Consider the following 21,046-nt stretch of genomic DNA (forward strand, 5'->3'; position numbering starts at 1 on the left):
GTACGCATGGTTATTGCGCTACAAGCTATATTTTCAATAGCAAACCAACCTGCACTTCACGGCTTGCGCATGACGGCCAGCCCCTTGAGGTACTCGCCCTCGGGGAATTCCAGCGTCATGGGGTGGTCGGGCGCGCCGCCCAGGCGCTCCAGGATGTAGCCGTCCACGCCCGCGTCGGCGCCGGCCGAGGCCACGATCTTGTGGAACAGGTCGGCGCTGATGCCGCCCGAGCACGAGAAGGTGTAGAGCACCCCGCCCGGCTCCAGCAGCTGCAGCGCCAGGCGGTTGATGTCCTTGTAGGCGCGCGCGGCGCGCTCGGCGTGCGCGGCCGTGGGGGCGAACTTCGGCGGGTCGAGCACGATGGCGTCGAAGCGGCGCCCGTCCTTGAGAAACTGGCGCAGCGAGGCGTTCACGTCGGCGTCCAGGAAGGTGGCGCGCGCCGCGTCGAAGCCGTTGAGAGCCACATGCGCCCGGGCGCGTTCCAGCGCCGGGCCCGACGAATCGATGGAGGTCACCTCGCCGTCCAGCACCCCGGCCGCGCGCTGGCCCGCCAGCGCCGCCACCGAGAAGCCCCCGGTGTAGCAATAGCAGTTGAGCACGCGGCGCAGGCCCAGGCGCTGCACGCTGTCGGCGAAGCGCTTGCGGCTGTCGCGCTGGTCGAGGTAGAAGCCGGTCTTGTGGCCCTCGGCGATGTTGAGCGTCAGGCGCCACTGGTGCTCGTGGATCTCCAGCTCCAGCGGCGGCGCCTCGCCGCCGTCCGCCGGGCCGCCGCGCAGCCAGCCGGTGCTGCTCTCCAGCCCTTCGAGCTGGCGCACGCTGGCGTCCGAGCGTTCGTACAGGCGCGTGAGGCCCGTTTCCTTGAGCAGCGCGTCGGCCAGCACGGCCTTCCAGCGCTCGGTGCCGGCGCTGGTGAACTGCGCCACCAGCGTGTCGCCGTAGCGGTCCACGATGAGCCCGGGCAGGCCGTCGGATTCGCCGTGCACCAGGCGCACGCCGTTGCTTTTGATATCAAATCGGGCTCTAGCCCTTATGGCGCGAGCGCAAGCAGCTTCGAAAAACGGAGCATCGATGCGCTGCTTTTCGTCGAAGCTCCACACCCGCGCGCGGATGCGCGACTGCGGGCTGAACGCCGCCCAGGCCAGGAACTGGCCCTCGTGCGATTCCACGCGCACCGTCTCGCCGCTGTCGCCGCCGCCCTTGGCGATGGCGCTGTCAAAGATCCAGGGGTGGCGGCGCTGCAGCGAGCGCTCCTTGCCGGGTCGAAGTCGAATCGTTTTCATGCCCGGGATTGTCGCCTGCCCGGGCCCGTGGCTACTTCTTCCGGGCGCGCGGGTGGGCCTGGTCGTACACCTGGGCCAGGTGCTGGTAATCGAGCCGGGTGTAGACCTGCGTGGTGGTGATGTTGGCGTGGCCCAGCAGCTCCTGCACGGCGCGCAGGTCGCCGCTGGACTGCAGCAGGTGGCTGGCGAACGAGTGGCGCAGCATGTGCGGGTGCACCGGCGTGGTCAGCCCGGCCAGTTGGCTGCGCTGGCGCAGGCGCAGCCAGATGGACTGCGCCGTGAGCCGCGCGCCACGCTGGCCGACGAACAGCGCCCCATCCAGCCTGCCGGGCGCGAACGGCGTGGCGCGCAGCTGCAGCCAGGCCTGCAGCGCCTGCAGCGCGGCCGCGCCCACGGGCAGGCTGCGGCGCTTGCTGCCCTTGCCCAGCACATGGGCCTCGGCGGCCTGCAGGTCGATCCAGCCCCGGCCCAGGCGCTCGGTATCGGGGCCAGGCGCCACGTCCAGGCCGGCCAGTTCGCCCACGCGCAGGCCGCAGCCGTAGAGCAGTTCGACCATGGCGGCGTCGCGCGCCTCCAGCCAGGGGTCGGCCCCGTCGTGGCTGAATTCGGCCAGGCGCACCGCGTCGTCCACGCCCAGCGCCTTGGGCAGCGGCTTGGGCGCGCGCGGCGCGCGCACGCCCTGCACCGGATTGCTGGGCACCAGGCCCTGCGCCGCCGCCCAGGCAAAGAAGCCGCGCCAGCCCGAGAGAATGAGCGCGATGCCGCGCCCGCCCCGCCCGCTGCCGTGCATCAGCGCCACGAAGCGGCGGATGTGCGCCGTCTGCAGACGCAGCAAGGGCACCTCCACCTGCGCGGAGAAACGGGCGAGCTTTTCCAGGTCGAGCGTGTAGAGGGTGACGGTGCGCGCGGCCAGCCGCTTTTCCACGCGCACATGCTCCAGGTAGCGCAGGGCTTCGGGCGGCAGTGGCGCAGGCGTGGTCATGCGTGGGCCGCTTTGCGCACCACCCACAGCCCATGAAACCGGCGCGGCCCAGGCCAGCGGCCACCGCGCAAGGGCCGCCCCGCCGCGCTGGTGGCGTCCCCCTGCCCGCATCGCCCAGCGATGCGAGAGCGGGGGGAAGGCGCAAAGCGCCACAGGGGGGTGGTCACATCACCTCAAGCGCATCAGCGCGGCGCTGGCGAGTTCCGCCATGCGCGCCAGGAAGTCGGTGCCCATGGTGGCATCGAAGCGCTGCGGGTCGGGCGAGCCCAGCACCAGCAGGCCGAAGGCCGGCGTGGCGCTGTCGATGGCGCCCACGCGCAGCGGCAGCAGGGCGATGGACTGCGCCTGCGCGCCCTCGGGCGCGGACTCCAGCCAGCCGGCCGGCTCGAAGCCCAGGTTGGGGCCGCAGAACGGCATGGTGAGCGAACTGGCGAAGGCCTGGGCGTCCTCGCTGGCGCCCAGGGCGAAGTCGCAGTCGATGTAGGCGCCCGAGACGCCCCACACGCGCACGGCGGCCTGCGGCACGTCGAACAGCGCGCGCACGCCCTCGGCCACCGCCGAGGGCAGGTCGATCGGGTCGCGCACCTGCAGCAGCGAGCCCGTCCAGTGGTGCACCTTCTGCGCGATGGCCTCGTTTTCGTGGCTGTTGCGCACCATCTCCATCACGCGCTGCTCCAGGCCCTTGATCTTCTCGCGCAGCATCTCGGCCTGGCGCTCCTGCAGGCTCACGGCGCGCTGGCCGTGCGGGCTGGTGAGCTGCACGCCGGCCAGCACCTCGGCGTGGCGCTCGAAGAAGCCGGGGGTGCGCAGCAGGAATTCGGCGATGTCGTCTTCGGTGATGGGAGGGATGGTGTTGCTGGAGTTCATGGTGCGTCGGGGAGGTCGATCTGGCCTTCGAAAACGGTGGTGGCCGGGCCGGTCATGAAAACGGAGTCGGCCTCCTGGCCGCTCCAGGCGATGGTGAGCAGGCCGCCACGGGTGCGCACATCCACGCGCGCATCGAGCAGCCCGAGGCGGATGCCGGCCGCCACGGCCGCGCAGGCGCCCGTGCCGCAGGCCAGCGTCTCGCCCGCGCCGCGCTCGTACACGCGCAGGCGCACCTGGCCACGGTCCACGATCTGCAGGAAGCCGGCGTTCACGCGCTGCGGAAAGCGCGCGTGGCGCTCGACCAGCGCGCCCACCTGGGCCACGGGAGCGGTGTCCACGTCATCGACCAATTGCACGGCGTGCGGGTTTCCCATGGACACGACCGCTACCAAAACCGTAGCTACTGGCGCTTTATCCTCCAGTGCCAGAGGCCATTTTTGCCCTGAACCCTGGGGCACGGGAGTCAGGCCCGAGGCGTCGAAGGGCACGCGCGCCGGGTCGAACCACGGCCGGCCCATGTCCACGGTGACGCGGCCGTCGGGCGTGAGCTGGGGCGCGATCACGCCCGCGAGCGTCTGCACCCGGATGGTGTCTTTCTGCGTGAGGCCCTTGTCGCGCACATAGCGCGCGAAGCAGCGCGCGCCGTTGCCGCACTGCTCCACCTCGCCGCCGTCGGCGTTGTGGATCACGTATTCGAAGTCCAGGCCCGGCGCCGGCGCGGGGCGCACGGTGAGGATCTGGTCGGCCCCCACGCCGAAATGGCGGTCGGCCAGGAAGCGGTACTGCGCCGCCGTGAGCCCCAGGCGGCCCTGGGTCTCGTCGAGCACGACGAAGTCGTTGCCCGCGCCCTGCATCTTGGTGAAACGGATCTGCATGCCGCAGATTATCGCAATGCCCCCGGCCTGCGGCGGTTATGCCGACGCATTAGGCTCCGGTTTTTTTGGGGCCGCATGCCCTGCTTGAAGGATTTCCATGGCCGATCTCTCCGACTTTCCCATCACCCGCAAATGGCCAGCGCGCCACCCCGAACGCCTCCAGCTCTACTCCCTGCCCACGCCCAACGGCGTGAAGGCGGCGATCCTGCTGGAGGAAACCGGCCTGCCTTACGAGCCGCACCTGGTGAGCTTCGACACCAACGACCAGTTCACGCCCGAATTCCTCTCGCTCAACCCCAACAACAAGATCCCCGCCATCATCGACCCGCAGGGCCCGGGCGGCCAGCCGCTGGCGCTGTTCGAGTCGGGCGCCATCCTCTGGTACCTGGCCGAGAAGACCGGGCGCTTCCTGCCACAGGATGCCGCCGCGCGCTACGAGACGCTGCAGTGGCTGATGTGGCAGGTGGGCGGCGTGGGGCCGATGTTCGGCCAGGTCGGCTTCTTCTACAAGTTCGCCGGCAAGGACTACGAGGACAAGCGCCCGCGCGACCGCTACGTGGCCGAATCCAAGCGCCTGCTCGGCGTGCTGGAGCAGCGCCTGACGGGCCGCCGCTGGGTCATGGGCGAGGACTACACCATCGCCGACATCGCCATCTTCCCCTGGGTGCGCAACCTCGTGGGCTATTACGCTGCGGGCGACCTGGTGGAGTTCAGCCGGTTCCCGCAGGTGCAGCGCGCGCTGGCGGCCTTCGTGGAGCGCCCGGCAGTGCAGCGCGGGCTGGCCATTCCTGCGCGCGACTGATTCGTCATCCGCTGCGCCGACGCACCATCAGCGGCCTGTGGCACAGGCGCGCCCCCAGACCAGGGCTCCCGCGCAAGGGCCGCCCCGCCGCGCCGGGAGCGTCCCCCTGCCCGCAGCGCTGCGAGAGCGGGGGGAAGCGGCGCAGCCGCTCAGGGGGGTGCTCATATCTTGGGGTGCTCATAATGCAGCCATGACTCGCCCCAGCCAGCTCCTGCACCCGCCCCGCCCGCCCGTCCCCACCTTGAACGCCGCCACCGTGCTGCTGCTGCGCGATGGCGCACAGGGGCTGGAGGTGCTGATGACGCGCCGCTCGACGAAAGCCAGCTTCGCGCCCGGTGCTTACGTGTTCCCCGGCGGCGGCATCGACGCGCTGGACGCGCAATCCCACGGCGCCGCCGCGCGCCGCAGCGCGCAAGGCGACGAACAGCTCACCCAGGCCATCGCCGCCATCCGCGAGAGCTTCGAGGAGCTGGGCGTGCTGCTGGCACGCCATGCCGACGGCCGCTGGGCCGGCGCCGACGACATCGCTGCGCTGGACCGCCACGCCCCCTTCGCCGCGCAGTGCCAGGCGCTGGGCCTGCGGCTGGCGGCCGACGGCGTGTTCACCCTGGCGCGCTGGATCACCGACCGCGACCTGCCCAAGCGCTTCGACGTGCCCTTCCTCGTGGCGCGCATGCCCGAGGGCCAGACCCCCGTGGCCGACGAGGCCGAGCAGTTCGAGCCCCAGTGGGTACGCCCGCAAGACGCCCTGGAGCGCTACGCCGCCGGCGGCTTCTTCATGATCTTCCCGACCATCCGCACGCTGCAGCGCCTGGCGCAGTTTGCGCGCGTGGACGATGTGCTGGCCGCCTGCGCCGTGAGCGAAGCCCCGCTGTGGACGAGCTGCCCGCGCGCCGGCCTGCTGGCCGGCAAGGAAGCGCGCTACATGGAGGACGAAATGCCCTTCGGCGAGCTGGCCCTGGTCTGCCCCGACGGGCAGATCGCCCACCCGCTCGATTGGCAGAGCGAGCGCGCCGTGCCGCTGCTGAAGAACGTGCAGCGCCTGACCGCCCCCAACCCCGGCGTGATGACCGGCCCTGGCACCAACAGCTACCTCGTGGGCGACCCGGCCACGGGCTACATCGCCATCGACCCCGGCCCGGCGGACACCGAGCACCTGGAACGCCTGTGGCGCGCGGCGGGCGGCGACCTGCGCATGATCGTGTGCACACATTCGCACCCCGACCACTCCCCCGGCGCTCTGCCGCTGCAGCAGATGTGCCAGCGCGCGGGCCGCGCCACGCCGCCCATCCTGGGCCTGCCCTCGGCCCCCACGGCACGCGCCGACAGTGCGTTCACGCCCGACCGGACGCTATCGAATGATGAGCTGCTCACGCTCACCGGCAAAGGGCTGGATGGCGAAATCACCCATACCCTGCGGGTGGTGCACACGCCCGGCCATGCGGCCAACCATGTGTGCCTGCTGCTGGTGGAAGACGGCCTGCTGTTCTCCGGCGACCACATCCTCAACGGCAGCACCACCATCATCAACCCGCCCGACGGCAACATGGCCGACTACCTTGATGCGCTCGACCGGCTCGATGCGCTCTGCGCCGAACACGGCGTGGAGTTCATCCTGCCCGCGCACGGCCATGTGCTGGGCGAGGCACGCGCCGCCATCGCCCAGCTCAAGGGCCACCGCCTGGCACGCGAGGCCAAGGTCATCGCCGCCATGCGGCAACTGCCCGAGGGCACGGTGGAACAGTGGGTGGAACTGGCCTACGCCGACGTGCCGCCGCGCATGTGGCCGCTGGCCCAGCGCTCGCTGATCGCGCATGTGGAGCGCATCCGCGCCATGGAGCCTGGCAATGACTGAGCCCCGCGACAACACCGTGCGCCTGGCCAAGCGCCTGGCGGTCGAGCTGGGCCTCTCGCGCGGCACCGCCGAGCAGTACATCGAGGGCGGCTGGGTCAGCGTCGACGGCCGCGTCGTCGAGCTGCCTGGCGCGCGCGTCGCGCCGCAGCAGCGCGTGGAACTGGCGCCGGACGCCAGCCTGCTGGAACTGACCCCCGTCACCCTGCTGCTGCACAAGCCGCCGGGCTTTGAAGCCGGGCTGGGGCTGGAGGCGGGCGCGGCCGCGCATGGCAGCCGCAGCCAGGGCGCGCCGTCCGCCCTGACGCTGCTGAACGCGCAGAGCCACCTGCCCGAGGACGCCGCCGGCATCCGCGTGCTGCTGCGCCATTTCAAGCAGCTGGAATGCTTCACGCCGCTGCCCACGCCGGCCAGCGGTCTCGTGGTCTACACGCAGGACAAACGCATCGCGCGCAAGCTGCAGGAAGACATCGAGACGCTGGAGCAGGAATGCATCGTCGAGGTGGCGGGCCAGATCGCTGAGAACGGCCTGAAGAAGCTCTGCCATGGCCTGAGCTTCAACGGCCGGCCGCTGCCGCCCATCAAGGTGAGCTGGCAGAACGAAACGCGCCTGCGCTTCGCGCTCAAGGGCATCCGGCCTGGCCAGATCCCGGCCATGTGCGAGGCCGTGGGCCTGCAGGTGCGGGCCATCAAGCGCATCCGCATCGGCCGCGTGCCGCTGGCCAAGGTGCCCGAGGGGCAGTGGCGCTATCTGCAACCCTGGGAGAAGTTCTGACACCCCCCTGAGTCGCCTTCGGCGCCTTCCCCCCGCTCTCGCTGCGCTGCGCGCTGCGGGCAGGGGGACGCTCCCAGCGCGGCGGGGCGGCCCTTGCGCGGGAGCCCTGGTCTGGGCCGCGCCCGTGTCATGCGATTCGGGTGATGCACGGCTCCATGGATAACGGGCATCAAAAACCATAGCTGCCTGCGCAGCATGTATGCGCCGCGAAGGCATTTTTGACTTAAAAACCTGCCCTCCACTGCTACACTGCCCAGCCACCCTGGAGGGAGACCATGGACCAACGCAACAGCAGCAGCAGCGCCCCGGCGAATGCCGCACCGATGATCGACGCCCACCCTCTGGCATTCACCGGCAGCGGCGGCGAGTATTTCCGGGTCTGGATCGTCAACGTGCTGCTGAGCATCGTCACCCTGGGCCTGTACACCCCCTGGGCGCGGCGGCGCACGGCGCAGTATTTCTACGGCCACACGCAGGTGGCCGGCAGCCCGCTCGAATTCACCGCGCCGCAGGGCAAGATGGTCAAGGGCTTCGTGCTGCTGGTGCTGATCACGCTAGCCTACAACATCGCCGCCAACACCGGGCAGGACACGGCCGTGGCCCTGTTCCTGCTCGCGGGCGCGGTGCTCGCTCCCTACATCTGGGCCAGCGCCATGCGCTTTCGCCTGTCGGCCACGCGCTGGCGGGGTCTGCGCCTGCAGTTCGCCGCGAGCTGGCGCGAGGTCTACACCGCGAGCTGGCCGGTGTTCGCCCTGGCCCTGGTGTGGATGGGGGTGGTGTTCGGCCTGCAGGCCCTGGCACCGGAAACAGCGGCCGCTGCGCAGGAGCTGGCGGGCGACGAAGCTTCTCCACGCATGCCACACATCACGGCGCCCATGGTGGGGCTGGTGTTGCTGGGCCTGGTGCTGTCCGTGCTGTGCTTCATCCGCCTCGAATACAACTACAAGAGCCTGCTGGTGCTGCGCACCCATCTGGGCGCCGAGCCGGGCCGTTGGAAGCCGGTGTACCTGGATTTCGTCAAGGTCTGGCTGGCCACGGTGGCGGTGTTCCTGCTGTGCGTGCTGGGCATCGGGGTGCTGGTGGCGGTGCTGGCGGGCGGCTCGGCCGCGCTGCTGAAGGGCCAGGGCGAGCGTGCGGGCCTGTGGATCTTCTTCGCCATCCTGGCCGGGCTGTTCACGCTGTTCTTCCTGCTGCTCCTGGCCTCGGCCCCGGCCCGCGCCTACCGCGAGGCGCGCATGTTCCAACTGCTGTGGAACAACATCGGCCTGAGCCAGGTGGCGCGCTTCAAGTGCGGCCTGGGCACGCGCGGCTATGTGGGGCTGCGCATCCGCAACCTGCTGTTCACGCTGCTCACGCTGGGCCTGTACCGGCCGTTCGCCCGCGTCAGCGAATACCGCATGAAGCTCGAATCGGTCACGCTGCACGTCAAGGGCGGCGCGGACCAGGTGGCCGGTACCCTGGCACGCCAGCAGGAAGGCGGCCTGGGCGACGCGCTGGCCGATGCGGCCGGGTTGGATCTGATCGGGTGATGAGGAACACCCCCCTGAGCGGCTACGCCGCTTCCCCCCGCTCTCGCATCGCTGCGCGATGCGGGCAGGGGGACGCCCCCAGCGCGGCGGGGCGGCCCTTGCGCGGGGGCCGCTGGGCTGGGCCTCGCCAGTTTTGGCATCCCGTGCGCCTCGGCTTTGTTGAGGAGGCAACCCGGTGAACACCTCTCCAGAAACCACTGGCGCACCCGGCGATCTGCTGCCGGGGCGCTGGTTCGACGGGCGCAGCAGCCAGGCGCGGCCGGTGCTGGTGGGGCTGCGACCCACGGCGCGGGGGCCGTCGCTGCACCTGCATCCGCTGTCGGCGCCGGGCACGGCGCCGGTGGTGTTTGCCCACCAGGACGTGGGCTGGCCCGAGGCCTGGAACGCGCGCCGCCCCCAGGCGCGGGTGGTGGTGGACCTGCGCGGGCATGGCAGCCTGGAGATCGACGCCGTGCCCGCCTGGCACGCGGCCCTGGCCGCCGCCGGCGCGCGCCCCGGCCTGGCCCAGCACATGCAAACGCGCTGGAGCGTGCTGCTGGCCGTGCTGCTGGCCGCCGCCATCGGCCTGACGCTGTTCTACCGCCACGGCACGCCGTGGATGGCCACGCAGCTCACGCGCTGGGTGCCCCTGGCCTGGGAGAGCACGATGGCCGAACAGGGCCTGCAGCAGATGGACGATGGCCTGCTCAAACCCAGCAAACTGCCGCCCGAACGCCAGGACCAGTTGCGCGCGCGTTTTGATGCGCTCGCAGCGCAGATCCCGCCCGCGCTGCAGCGCTACCCCGGCTACGCGCCGCGGCTGCGGCTGGAGTTCCGCGCCGGCCTGGGCGCCAACGCCTTCGCCCTCCCAGGCGGGCAGGTGGTGATGACCGATGGCCTGGTGCAGGCGGCCGCCAAGCAGGGCCTCGCCGACGACGCGCTGGTGGGCGTGCTGGCGCACGAAATCGGCCATGTGGTGCACCGCCACACCACGCGCATGCTGGTGGAACAGGGTGTGCTGCAAATGGGCCTGGGGCTGGCGCTGGGCGATGTGTCGGGCGTGCTCTCCACGGGCGGCGCGCTGCTCACCGGGCTGCACTACCGGCGCAACCATGAGCGCGAGGCCGACTGCTTCGCCATCGGCCTGATGCGCCACGCCGCCCTGCCCACGGCGCCCATGGGCACGCTGCTGCTGGCGATCGCGCGCGACGAGGACGAGGCAGAAGATGGCAAGAAACCCGGCGCCAGCCAACCCGCGCCCCGAAAACAGGGCCACGCCGAGGCCGCTCACCCGGTCTGGTCGCTGCTGAGCAGCCACCCCGACACGGTGGAGCGCGCCAGCGCGCTGCAGCAGGGGCAGGCAGCGCACTGCGCCACGCCGTGAGACATCAAAAATGAGAGCTGCTCGCGCTTTCCCCAAGCGCCTTGGGGCCATTTTTGACCTGAAAAAGTGTGAAGCGCGCCGATAAGCCGGATTCTGTGCGCCCGGTTGCCCGGGCGTGACCGCCATTACTCTGGGCCGGGGGTCGCCCACCCGGCTCGGTGCTACCTACCCGCCAGCTCTGCGGAACCACATCAACGCTGGCCTACTTGGTATTGCTGCGCGTAGAGATTGCCCGTTTCACCCCCAGTGGTTTACCTTGCGGTACGCCCCCGGGACTCGTCTCTGTTGCTCTGATCCTCACCTCACGGTGGGCAGCCGTTAGCTGCTACGCTGTCCTGTGCAGTCCGGACGTTCCTCCAGTGCCTGGTTTCCCAGATTGCACCAGCGGCGGTCTGGCGTGCTTCACGGGCGTGATTATCCCAGACCGGCAGGGCTCCACGGCACCTGGCAGATACTTGCACCATGACCGCAGGCCCCGCACCCTCCCACTTCGACACCGCCGCCCGCGACTGGGACCAGCGCCCCATGTCCCAGCAACTGGCCGCCGTGCCTCCGCGCCTGCTGGCGCAACTGCCCCTGGCGCCCACCGACCAGGTGCTGGACTTCGGCGCCGGCACCGGCCTGCTGGCCACGCAGATCGCGCCGCGGGTGGCGCAGGTCACGGCGCTGGACATGTCCGGCGCCATGCTGCAGGTGCTGGCCGACAAGGGCTTCGCCAACATCACACCGCACCAGGGCAACATCTTCGATGGCCTGCCCGGGCGCTACCACGCCATCGTCAGCTGCATGGCCCTGCACCACGTGGCCGACACCGCCGCGCTGATGCAGGCCTTTGCCAGCGCCCTGCACCCCGGCGGGCGCGTGGCCCTGGTCGATCTGTACGAAGAAGACGGCAGCTTTCACGGCGACAACGAAGCCAAGGGCGTACACCACTTCGGCTTTGCACCCCAAGCCCTGCAGGCACAGGCCGAGCGCGCGGGCCTGCAAGGCGTGGCGTTCACCGAAATCCTGCGCATGCAGCACCGCAATGGGCGGTCTTATCCGCTGTTCCTGATGATCGCCCACCACCCGTGAAACCATCTCGATCGCACAAAGCGCTTGCAGGATCAGCATTGCAAGCATGTTGCCGTCCAAGAATGGCGGTGTGCCGGCCACGCCGCAGGCGATGCCCCTGCGCAGGGCATATCCATATGGCCAGGGCGCAGAACAACTGGTTCAGAATGTGCGCCATCCCGCCTTTTTCCCCATCCACTGAGGAGACGCCATGAAAGTCGACAACATCCTGCAAACCATCGGCAACACCCCGCACGTGCGCATCAACCGGCTGTTCGGCCCGGCCGCCAACGTGTGGGTGAAGTCCGAGCGCGGCAACCCCGGCGGCTCCATCAAGGACCGCATCGCGCTGTCGATGGTGGAGGACGCCGAGAAGTCCGGCGCCCTGCAGCCCGGCGGCACCATCATCGAGCCCACCTCGGGCAACACGGGCATCGGCCTGGCGCTGGTGGCGGCCGTCAAGGGCTACAAGCTCGTCCTCGTGATGCCCGACAGCATGAGCATCGAGCGCCGCCGCCTCATGCTGGCCTACGGCGCGCAGTTCGACCTGACGCCACGCGAGAAGGGCATGAAGGGCGCCATCGCGCGCGCCGAGGAGCTGCGCCAGCAGACGCCCGGCGCCTGGATTCCGCAGCAGTTCGAGAACCCGGCCAACGTGGACGTGCATGTGCGCACCACGGCGCAGGAAATCCTGGCCGACTTTCCCGACGGCCTGGACGTGCTCATCACCGGCGTGGGCACGGGGGGCCACCTCACGGGCGTCTCGCGCGTGCTCAAGGCCAAGTATCCGCAACTCAAAGTGTTCGCGGTGGAGCCCTCGCAATCGCCCGTGATCTCGGGCGGCCAGCCCGCGCCCCACCCGATCCAGGGCATCGGTGCCGGCTTCATCCCGAAGAACCTCGACACCAGCCTGCTCGACGGCGTGATCCAGATCGACGCCGAGCCCGCGCGCGAATACGCCCGCCGCTGCGCGCGCGAGGAAGGCATGCTCGTCGGCATTTCCTCCGGCGCCACGCTGGCCGCCATCGCCCTGAAGCTACCCGAGCTGCCCGCGGGCGCGAAGGTGCTGGGCTTCAACTACGACACGGGCGAACGCTACCTGTCGGTGGAAGGCTTCTTGCCCGCTTGAGAGCCCCCTTTGGCGCGGCGGCCCTTGCGCGGGGGGCCGCCGGCCTGGGCCGCGCCGGCTGCATGCCGCGCACCCACGGAATGCCCTGGCCGGTAAAATCCGTTCCCCCTGCATTGCCCTGCCCGATCACCACGGGCCCGCATGACCATGATCCGCATCTCCGAAATCCGGCTGCCGCTGGCCTCGCTGCCGTCCGACCCCGACACCCACCCCGAGGCCGCGCTGCACGCCGCCGCCGCCCAGGCCCTGGGCATCGCACTTGCCGACATCGCGCGCGTCCACGTCTTCAAGCGCAGCTTCGACGCGCGCAAGGCCGATCTGCTGGCCGTCTACATCGTCGACACCACCCTCGCCGAGCCGGCCGGGGAAGCCGCTCTGCTGGCGCGGCACGCGGGCAACCCCCACATCCAGCCCACCCCCGACATGACCTGGCGCCCGGTGGGGCAGGCCCCAGCCAGTTTGCGCGAGCGCCCGGTGGTGGTGGGCTTCGGGCCCTGCGGCATCTTCGCGGCGCTGGTGCTGGCGCAGATGGGGCTGCGGCCCATCGTGCTGGAGCGCGGCAAGACGGTGCGCGAGCGCACCAAGGACACCTGGGGCCTGTGGCGCAAGCGCGAGCTGAACCCCGAGAGCAATGTGCAGTTCGGCGAAGGCGGCGCGGGCACCTTCTCCGACGGCAAGCTCTACAGCCAGATCAAGGACCCGCGCCACCTGGGCCGCAAGGTGATGGAGGAGTTCGTGCAGGCCGGCGCGCCGCCCGAGATCCTGTACGTGGCGCACCCGCACATCGGCACCTTCAAGCTCGTCAAGGTGGTCGAGACGCTGCGCGAACAGATCATCGCGCTGGGCGGTGAGGTGCGCTTCCAGCAGCGCGTGACCGACGTGCTCATCGAGCAGGACAGCGCCGGCCAGCGCCAGCTGCGCGGCCTGCGCGTGCTCGACCAGGCCACGGGCCAGACCCACGAGCTGGAGGCGCGCCATGTGGTCATGGCGCTGGGCCACAGCTCGCGCGACACCTTCGCCATGCTGCATGAGCGCGGCGTGCACATGCAGGCCAAGCCGTTCTCGGTGGGTTTCCGCATCGAGCACCCGCAGGGCGTGATCGACCGCGCGCGCTGGGGCCGCCACGCCGGCCACCCGCTGCTGGGCGCGGCCGACTACAAGCTGGTGCACCACGCCAGCAACGGCCGCGCGGCCTACAGCTTCTGCATGTGCCCCGGCGGCACCGTGGTGGCAGCGACCAGCGAGCCCGGCCGCGTGGTGACCAACGGCATGAGCCAGTATTCGCGCAACGAGCGCAATGCCAACGCCGGCATGGTGGTGGGCATCGATCCTCGGGACTATCCCACCGACCCGGCCGCGTTCGAGGCCCAGCTTGGCGCCACGCACGGCGTGGAGGCCTTGAAGGACGGTGAGCACCACCCGCTCGCGGGCATCGTGCTGCAACGCCAGCTGGAATCGAATGCGTATGTGCTGGGCGGCGGCAACTACAACGCGCCGGGCCAGCTCGTGGGCGACTTCATCGCGGGTCGCGCCTCCAAGGCGCTGGGCAGCGTGGAGCCCTCGTACAAGCCCGGCGTGACGCCCTGCGACCTGCGCGAGGCCCTGCCCGGCTACGCCACCGAGGCGCTGCGCGAGGCGCTGCCGGCGTTCGGCCGCAAGATCAAGGGCTTCGACATGCACGACGCCGTGCTCACCGGCGTGGAGACGCGCACCTCGTCGCCGCTCAAGATCGGCCGGGGCGAGGACTTCCAGAGCCTCAACACCGCCGGCCTGTACCCGGCGGGCGAAGGCGCCAGCTACGCCGGCGGCATTCTCTCGGCGGGCGTGGATGGCATCAAGGTGGGCGAAGCGGTGGCCCGGAGTATTCTGACAACCCCCTGAGGCGCTGTGCGCCTTCCCCCTTGCGCGGCGCCGCTGGCCTGGGCGGTGCACATTGCATGCGGTGCGGGTCGTGCGCGGCGCCATGCAAACGGCCACCGGGCTACTGGCGCCGCAGGAAGTCCACCGCCAGCGCGGCCAGGCTGCGCGCGCCCGTGGGAAGCTGGTCCTCGTCGATGTCGAACAGCGGCGAGTGGTTGGGCGGGGCCTTGTTGAAATCCACGCCCTTGGGCGGCGCGCCCAGGAAGTAGAAGAAGCCGGGCACCACCTTCTGGAACTCCGAGAAGTCCTCCGAGCCGCTGACCTTCGGGATCACCATGGCCTTGCCGCCCATGGCCAGCTTGAGCGCGGGCAGCGAGGCCTCGGTGAGCGCGGCCGGGTTGGTGGTGACCGGGTAGGCCACGGGCCCGAAGCGCACCTTGGCCTTGGCGCCGCTGGAGGCGGCGATGGATTCGGCCGTGGTGGCGATGCGCTTGAGCGCGTCCTGGCGCATGTCCTCGTCGAAGGTGCGCAGCGTGCCCAGCAACTCCACGTTGTCGGGGATGATGTTGTAGCGCGTGCCGCCCTGGATGGAGCCGATGGTGATGACCGCGGGCTCCTTGCTGATGTTGAGCTGGCGGCTCACCACCGTCTGCAGGCCCAGCACCACCTGGCTGGCGGCCACCACCGGGTCGATGGCGCTCCAGGGCGAGGAGCCGTGGCCGCCCTTGCCCTCCACGTGGATGGTGATGCTGTCCGAGCCCGCCATCAGCGGCCCGCTGCGGTAACCCACCATGCCCGAAGGCAGGTTGGCCGTGATGTGCAGGCCGTAGAGGGCCTGCACATCCTTGAGCACGCCCGCCTCCACCATGGCCTTGGCACCGAAGCTCGGCACCTTGCCGTGCTCGTCGGCCTCCACGGGCGCGCCCTCCTCGGCCGGCTGGAAGATGAACTTGACGGTGCCGGGCAGTTGCGCGCGCAGGCCCGCCAGCGCCTCGGCCGCGCCCATCAGCATGGCCACATGGGCATCGTGGCCGCAGGAATGCGCCACCGGCACCTCCTTGCCCAGGTAGCTGGCCTTGGCCTTGGAGGCGAATGGCAGACCCGTCTTCTCGGGCATGGGCAGGGCATCCATGTCGGCGCGCAGCGCCACCACCTTGCCCGGCAATCCGCCACGCAGCGTGCCGACGACGCCCGTGCCGCCCACGCCGGTCTGCACCTCCATCCCCAGGCGGCGCAGGTGCTCGGCCACCAGTTGCGCGGTGCGCACCTCCTGGCCCGACAGTTCCGGATGGGCATGGATATCGCGGCGCCACTGCACCATCTTCGGCGCGACGGCGGACACGGCGGCATCGATGGCCTGCAGGCCAGTGGCATCGAGCGCCTGTGCGTGGGCACCAGAGACACCGGCCGCGAGGCCGGCGGCGAGCGAGAGAGCGGTCAGGGAATTACGCATGGCAAGGCGGAAAGAAAGTGGACGAAGGCCCCATGCTAAGAGCGGCATCCCGCAGACAAAGAGGTCAAAATGGCCATTCAAAAAGCCACTATCGCCATGCCTCCCTGCCTCGCCATCGACATCCCCGTGTTGCCCGAAACCGCCCTGGGCCACGCGCTGCAGTTCGTGGAGCTGCTGCGCACGGCCAACCTGCTGGCCGGTCTGCGCCATGGCGCGCAGGCGCCGCGCATCGGCTGGCGCCTGACCGATGCCCAGGGCCTGCCCCTGCGCATCGCCGACGGCCCCTTGCTGCCCTGCCTCCGCGCGGGGGCCTTCGAGGGGCCGGCCACGGACCTGTTCATCGCGCCGCTGCACTGCCCCGACATCCCGGCCGTGCGCCTCGCCGTGGACCAATACCCCGCGCTGGCACGCCGGATCGGCGTGGCCGTGGACCAGGGCCTGCGCATCTGCACGCAGGGCAGCGGCGCCTGGCTGGCGGCGCGCAGCGGGCGGCTGGACGGCCGCCGCGTGGCGCTGCCGTGGTACTACATCGGCGGTTTCGGGCGCGACTTTCCGGGCATCTCCATCGCCACGGAGCAAGACTTCCACGAAGACGGCCCCTGGCTCAGCGCGGCCCTGTCCACGGGCATGGTGGACATGGCCGCCGCGCTGGCGCAGCGGGCCATGGGCCCCGAGCTGGCCCAGGCACTGCGCTCGGTGCTGCGCCCCGACCCGGAGCGCGGCCGCGCCGCGCTGGAAGCGCTGCAGGCCCGGCACATTCCGAGCACCCGCGACAGCACCCTGGCGCGCGCCATCGCGTGGATGGAGCAGCACCTGGACCAGCCCTACCAGCTCGGCGCCGTGGCCGCCGCCGCGTCGGTGAGCCCGCGCACGCTGCTGCGGCATTTCCGTGAGGAGCTGGGACATTCGCCGCTCGACCACCTGCACGGGCTGCGCTGCGCCCGCGCGCGCGTGCTGCTGGAGATCACGCTGGAGAGCATCCCCACCATCGCCCAGGCCTGCGGCTATGCCGACCCGGCGGCCTTCCGGCGGGTGTTCGCGCGGCACACCGGTCTCTCGCCCACGGCCTATCGCCAGCGCCACACCCTGCGCGCGCCCCGGCGGCGCTGGCGCGTTGGGGAGGCCCCCAGCGTGGACGCGGTGATCGGCGCGCTGCGTTCGGCGGCGAAGATGTAAAAAAAAACCGCCAGGGGCCTGCGCGCCCTGGCGGTTGACGGAAGGACGCGCGGTGCGTGCTCAGCCGTTGTTCTGCGCGTTCTGCAGCGCGGCGATGCGCTGTTCGATCGGCGGGTGGGTGCTGAACAGCTGGCCGATGCCGCCGGCGATGCCCATGGCGGCCATGCTCTTGGGCAGCTCCTGCGTGTGCACGCCGCCCAGGCGGGCCAGGGCGTTGATCATGGGCTGGCGGCGGCCCATGAGCTGGGCGGCGCCGGCGTCGGCGCGGAATTCGCGCTGGCGCGAGAACCAGGCCACGATGATGGCGGCCAGGAAGCCCAGGACGATGTCGAGCACGATGGTGGTGACCATGTAGCCGATGCCGGGGCCGGAGCTTTCCTCGTCGTTCCTGCGCAGGAAGCTGTCCACGGCATAGCCGATGGCGCGCGAGAGGAAGACCACGAAGGTGTTCATCACGCCCTGGATCAGCGTCATGGTGACCATGTCGCCGTTGGCGATGTGCGCCACCTCGTGGCCGATCACGGCCTCGACCTCTTCGTGCGTCATGCTCTGCAGCAGGCCGGTGGAGACGGCCACCAGGGCCGAGTTCTTGAAGGCGCCGGTGGCGAAGGCGTTGGGCTCGCCCTCGAAGATGCCGACCTCGGGCATGCCAATGCCGGCCTTGTCGGCGAACTTGCGCACGGTCTCGACGATCCAGGCCTCATCCTGGTTGCGCGGCTGCTCGATGATCTGCACGCCCGCGCTCCACTTGGCCATGGGCTTGCTGATGAGCAACGAGATGATGGCGCCGCCAAAGCCCATGACGAAGGCGAAACCCAGCAGCGCGCCCAGGTTCAGCCCGTTGGCGGTGAGGAAGCGGTTCACGCCGAGCAGGCTGGCCACGACGCCGAGCACGGCCACGACGGCGATGTTGGTCAACAGGAACAGGACGATGCGTTTCATGGCTCTCCACGGAAAGGTGGTTGGTCAGGATGGGGACGGATTACATGGGGCTACCCACGCACTCCTTCAAGCCGCCCGCCCCTGCAAACCCGGGCGCGCGGCGGTATACGAAAGAGTCATCATAGAAGGAAAAGTTCGTCCAGCAGGCCTGCGGGCAACAAGCCCGGCGCCGGCACATGCTATTTATTCAATAGCTTGAAGCGCTTGCTGTAAGCGCTCTTCAACGGGTTTTTCCTTCAAACTTCCGACGACCTAGACCAGCCGCCACGGCAGCGCCTCGCCGGCCCGCAGGGGCTTGAGCTCGGCCTCGCCGAAGGCAAAGCTGTCGGGCGGCGTCCAGGCCTCGCGGCGCAGGGTGATGGTGCCGCCGTTGCGCGGCAGGCCGTAGAAGGCCGGGCCGTGGAAGCTGGCGAAGGCTTCGAGCTTGTCGAGCGCGCCCGCGTTGTCGAAGGCCTCGGCATACAGCTCCATGGCCGCGTGGGCGGTGTAGCAGCCGGCGCAGCCCGTGGCGTGCTCCTTGAGGTGGGCCGGGTGCGGCGCGCTGTCGGTGCCGAGGAAGAACTTGGGGCTGCCGCTGGTGGCCGCCTGCACCAGCGCCTGGCGGTGCGTCTCGCGCTTGAGCACGGGCAGGCAGTAGTAATGCGTGCGGATGCCGCCGGTGAAGATGGCGTTGCGGTTGTAGAGCAGGTGGTGCGCGGTGATGGTGGCGGCCGTGTGGGCGTCGGCCTCCTGCACGTACTGCGCGGCTTCCTGGGTGGTGATGTGCTCGAACACGATCTTCAGTTCGGGGAAGTCGCGGCGCAGCGGGATGAGCTGCTGCTCGATGAACACGGCCTCGCGGTCGAACAGGTCGATGTCGGGGCTGGTCACCTCGCCATGCACCAGCAGCAGCAGGCCGGCCTTCTGCATGGCCTCCAGGGTCTTGTAGGTCTTGCGCAGGTCGGTCACGCCCGCGTCGCTGTTCGTCGTGGCGCCGGCCGGGTAGAGCTTGGCGGCCACCACGCCGGCCTCCTTGGCGCGCGCGATTTCCTCGGGCGGCAGGTTGTCGGTGAGGTACAGCGTCATCAGCGGCTCGAACGCCACGCCGGCCGGCACGGCGGCGAGGATGCGCTGCTTGTAGGCCAGGGCCTGGGCCGCCGTGGTCACGGGCGGGCGCAGGTTGGGCATGATGATGGCGCGGCCGAACTGGGCGGCGGTGTGCGGCACGACGGTGTGCAGCGGGTCGCCGTCGCGCACATGCAAGTGCCAGTCGTCGGGGCGGGTGATCGTGAGGGTGTCTTGGGCGGCGGTCATGGCCGCCATTGTCCCATCACTCCCCAGGGAGGGGTCGCAGGCTTACTGGGGATCGAAGCCCGCCAGATCCAGGGCTTCGCGCAACGAATCGAGCGCATCGCGCACGAGGAAGGTTTCCGCATCGTCACGGGAGCATGCGCGGATCGCCTCATGGCTGATGTGCTTGACGAACTGTGCCAGCGCCTGGGCATTCTCGGGCGTGAGTTCGGCAGTGATAACCACGGGTTGTTTCATGTTCAAGGTCTCGTGCGTAAGATGCGTGCCATGCCGGGGGATTCCGGCCAGGGCATCTTACCGGCGGGAAGGAACGCCTGGCACGGGCGCCCTGCCCGGAAAGCACAACGGCACCCGCAGGTGCCGCTGTGTACCCGTGCCAAGCGATCAGTGCTGCAGGATCTTGTTGAGGAAGTCCTTGGTGCGCGGCTGGCGGGCATCGGGGTTGCCGAAGAACTCGTCGCGCGAGCAGTCTTCCAGGATCTTGCCGCCCACGTCCATGAAGATCACGCGGTTGCTGACCTTCTTGGCGAAGCCCATTTCGTGCGTCACGCACATCATGGTCATGCCCTCGTTGGCCAGGCCCACCATCACGTCGAGCACCTCGCCCACCATCTCGGGGTCGAGCGCCGAGGTGGGTTCGTCGAACAGCATGACGATGGGGTCCATGGACAGCGCGCGCGCGATGGCCACGCGCTGCTGCTGGCCACCCGAGAGCTGGCCGGGGAACTTGTCCTTGTGCGCGGTCAGGCCCACGCGTTCGAGCATCTTCAGGCCGCGCTTCTTGGCGTCTTCGGGGTTGCGCCCCAGCACCTTGATCTGCGCGATGGTGAGGTTTTCCGTCACCGACAGGTGCGGGAACAGCTCGAAGTGCTGGAACACCATGCCGACATGGCTGCGCAGCTTGGGCAGGTCGGTCTTGGGATCGTGCACGGGCACGCCATCGACCCAGATCTCGCCCTTCTGGATGGGTTCGAGCGCGTTGATGGTCTTGATGAGCGTGGACTTGCCCGAGCCCGACGGGCCGCACACCACCACCACTTCGCCCTTGTTGATGCTGGTGGAGCAATCGTTGAGCACCTGGAAGGTGCCGTACCACTTGGAAACGTTTTTGAGTTCGATCATTTCTGGTTCCTCTGTCTCTGTGCTTCAGCGGATGATGGCGATCTTCTGGTGCAGGCGCTTGACCATCCAGGAGAGGGCGTAGCACATGACGAAATAGAGCACCGCCGCGGCCAGGTAGGCCTCGATGGGGCGGCCGAAGTTCTTGCCCGCGACCTCGAAGCCCTTGAGCATGTCGTAGGCGCCGATGGCGTAGACCAGCGAGGTGTCCTGGAACAGGATGATGGTCTGCGTGAGCAGCACCGGCAGCATGTTGCGGAAGGCCTGCGGCAGGATCACATAGCGCATGTTCTGGCCATACGTCATGCCCACGGCCTGGCCGGCGAAGACCTGGCCGCGTGGAATGGACTGGATGCCCGCGCGCATGATTTCGCTGAAGTAGGCCGCCTCGAAGGCGATGAAGGTGACCACGGCCGACACCTCGGCGCCGATGGGGCGGCCGATGATGGCGGGCACGAGCAGGAAGAACCACAGGATCACCATCACCAGCGGAATGCTGCGCATGCCGTTGACGTAGATGGTGGCGGGCACGTCCAGCCATTTCCGGCCCGACAGGCGCATGAGCGCCAGCAGCGTTCCGAACAGGATGCCGCCGATCGTGGCCACCACCGTGAGCATGAGGCTGAAGTACAGCCCCTTGAGCACGAAGTTGGAGATCAGGTCCCAGTTGTAAAACGAGAAATCGAGTGCGATGTTCAT

At 69.7% G+C, this 21,046-nt stretch carries 19 protein-coding genes and 1 other RNA gene; 9 read left to right on the top strand and 11 right to left on the bottom strand.

The window, feature by feature from the left end:
- Positions 1-56: 56 nt before the first annotated feature.
- The 4 genes from D8S75_RS03220 to dapF form a co-directional block, all read right to left on the bottom strand.
- Complete coding sequence (locus tag D8S75_RS03220) at positions 57-1,280, bottom strand: class I SAM-dependent rRNA methyltransferase (RefSeq protein WP_119964513.1); 1,224 nt, start codon at positions 1,278-1,280, stop codon at positions 57-59.
- A 31-nt stretch (positions 1,281-1,311) separates the two neighbouring features.
- Positions 1,312-2,262, bottom strand: coding sequence for a tyrosine recombinase XerC (locus tag D8S75_RS03225; RefSeq protein ID WP_119964514.1), 951 nt, complete (start codon positions 2,260-2,262; stop codon positions 1,312-1,314).
- Positions 2,263-2,430: 168 nt separating this feature from the next.
- Complete coding sequence (locus tag D8S75_RS03230; RefSeq protein ID WP_119964515.1) at positions 2,431-3,129, bottom strand: DUF484 family protein; 699 nt, start codon at positions 3,127-3,129, stop codon at positions 2,431-2,433.
- A complete protein-coding gene (gene dapF / locus D8S75_RS03235) occupies positions 3,126-4,004 on the bottom strand; it encodes a diaminopimelate epimerase (RefSeq protein ID WP_119964516.1) in 879 nt (292 codons plus the stop codon). Before dapF ends, D8S75_RS03230 begins: the two co-directional genes overlap by 4 nt.
- 97 nt (positions 4,005-4,101) lie before the next feature.
- Between dapF and D8S75_RS03240 the strand changes: the two genes are divergently transcribed.
- The 5 genes from D8S75_RS03240 to D8S75_RS03265 all read left to right on the top strand — a co-directional run bounded on the left by D8S75_RS03240 (position 4,102) and on the right by D8S75_RS03265 (position 10,325).
- Positions 4,102-4,806, top strand: coding sequence for a glutathione S-transferase N-terminal domain-containing protein (locus D8S75_RS03240; protein WP_119964517.1), 705 nt, complete (start codon positions 4,102-4,104; stop codon positions 4,804-4,806).
- A 190-nt stretch (positions 4,807-4,996) separates the two neighbouring features.
- Positions 4,997-6,661: an MBL fold metallo-hydrolase gene (locus D8S75_RS03245; protein ID WP_119964518.1), complete on the top strand. Its 1,665-nt coding sequence runs from the start codon at positions 4,997-4,999 to the stop codon at positions 6,659-6,661.
- Positions 6,654-7,433, top strand: a complete 780-nt coding sequence (locus D8S75_RS03250; protein ID WP_119964519.1) for an rRNA pseudouridine synthase — start codon at positions 6,654-6,656, stop codon at positions 7,431-7,433. Before D8S75_RS03245 ends, D8S75_RS03250 begins: the two co-directional genes overlap by 8 nt.
- Positions 7,434-7,708: 275 nt before the next feature.
- Positions 7,709-8,962, top strand: a complete 1,254-nt coding sequence (locus D8S75_RS03255) for a YjgN family protein (protein WP_119964520.1) — start codon at positions 7,709-7,711, stop codon at positions 8,960-8,962.
- Between the two features lie 175 nt (positions 8,963-9,137).
- A complete protein-coding gene (locus D8S75_RS03265; RefSeq protein WP_232828863.1) occupies positions 9,138-10,325 on the top strand; it encodes a M48 family metallopeptidase in 1,188 nt (395 codons plus the stop codon).
- Positions 10,326-10,391: 66 nt separating this feature from the next.
- On the opposite strand, the gene rnpB is transcribed toward D8S75_RS03265, so the two are convergent.
- An RNA gene (gene rnpB / locus D8S75_RS03270) (RNase P RNA component class A) lies at positions 10,392-10,729 on the bottom strand.
- Positions 10,730-10,787: 58 nt separating this feature from the next.
- Here rnpB and D8S75_RS03275 point away from each other — a divergent pair.
- From D8S75_RS03275 to D8S75_RS03285, 3 genes are all read left to right on the top strand, one after another.
- Positions 10,788-11,399: a class I SAM-dependent DNA methyltransferase gene (locus D8S75_RS03275; protein WP_119964521.1), complete on the top strand. Its 612-nt coding sequence runs from the start codon at positions 10,788-10,790 to the stop codon at positions 11,397-11,399.
- 190 nt (positions 11,400-11,589) lie between these two features.
- Complete coding sequence (gene cysK / locus D8S75_RS03280) at positions 11,590-12,507, top strand: cysteine synthase A (protein WP_119964522.1); 918 nt, start codon at positions 11,590-11,592, stop codon at positions 12,505-12,507.
- Between the two features lie 147 nt (positions 12,508-12,654).
- Entirely contained in the window at positions 12,655-14,388 is a 1,734-nt protein-coding gene (locus tag D8S75_RS03285; RefSeq protein WP_119964760.1) for an NAD(P)/FAD-dependent oxidoreductase, read from the top strand.
- A gap of 100 nt (positions 14,389-14,488) precedes the next feature.
- On the opposite strand, the gene D8S75_RS03290 is transcribed toward D8S75_RS03285, so the two are convergent.
- Positions 14,489-15,820 (bottom strand): amidohydrolase, encoded by a 1,332-nt coding sequence (locus D8S75_RS03290; protein ID WP_119964523.1) that lies wholly within the window; start codon positions 15,818-15,820, stop codon positions 14,489-14,491.
- 96 nt (positions 15,821-15,916) lie between these two features.
- Here D8S75_RS03290 and D8S75_RS03295 point away from each other — a divergent pair, with 96 nt between their 5' ends.
- Complete coding sequence (locus D8S75_RS03295; protein ID WP_119964524.1) at positions 15,917-16,996, top strand: GlxA family transcriptional regulator; 1,080 nt, start codon at positions 15,917-15,919, stop codon at positions 16,994-16,996.
- Between the two features lie 60 nt (positions 16,997-17,056).
- On the opposite strand, the gene htpX is transcribed toward D8S75_RS03295, so the two are convergent.
- The 5 genes from htpX to D8S75_RS03320 all read right to left on the bottom strand — a co-directional run bounded on the left by htpX (position 17,057) and on the right by D8S75_RS03320 (position 21,046).
- Positions 17,057-17,938 carry a protease HtpX gene (gene htpX, locus D8S75_RS03300; RefSeq protein ID WP_119964525.1) on the bottom strand — a complete coding sequence of 294 codons (882 nt, stop codon included), beginning with the start codon at positions 17,936-17,938 and terminating at the stop codon, positions 17,057-17,059.
- Between the two features lie 252 nt (positions 17,939-18,190).
- Positions 18,191-19,231, bottom strand: coding sequence for a dihydroorotase (gene pyrC, locus D8S75_RS03305; RefSeq protein ID WP_119964761.1), 1,041 nt, complete (start codon positions 19,229-19,231; stop codon positions 18,191-18,193).
- 42 nt (positions 19,232-19,273) lie between these two features.
- The gene (locus tag D8S75_RS03310; RefSeq protein ID WP_119964526.1) at positions 19,274-19,465 is read right to left on the bottom strand and encodes a DUF7706 family protein; all 192 of its coding nucleotides are present in this window, start codon (positions 19,463-19,465) and stop codon (positions 19,274-19,276) included.
- A gap of 147 nt (positions 19,466-19,612) precedes the next feature.
- Entirely contained in the window at positions 19,613-20,350 is a 738-nt protein-coding gene (locus D8S75_RS03315) for an amino acid ABC transporter ATP-binding protein (RefSeq protein ID WP_119964527.1), read from the bottom strand.
- Positions 20,351-20,374: 24 nt separating this feature from the next.
- Positions 20,375-21,046, bottom strand: coding sequence for an amino acid ABC transporter permease (locus D8S75_RS03320; RefSeq protein ID WP_119964528.1), 672 nt, complete (start codon positions 21,044-21,046; stop codon positions 20,375-20,377).

It is taken from the genome of Simplicispira lacusdiani, assembly GCF_003604195.1.
GTDB lineage: Bacteria > Pseudomonadota > Gammaproteobacteria > Burkholderiales > Burkholderiaceae_C > Simplicispira > Simplicispira lacusdiani.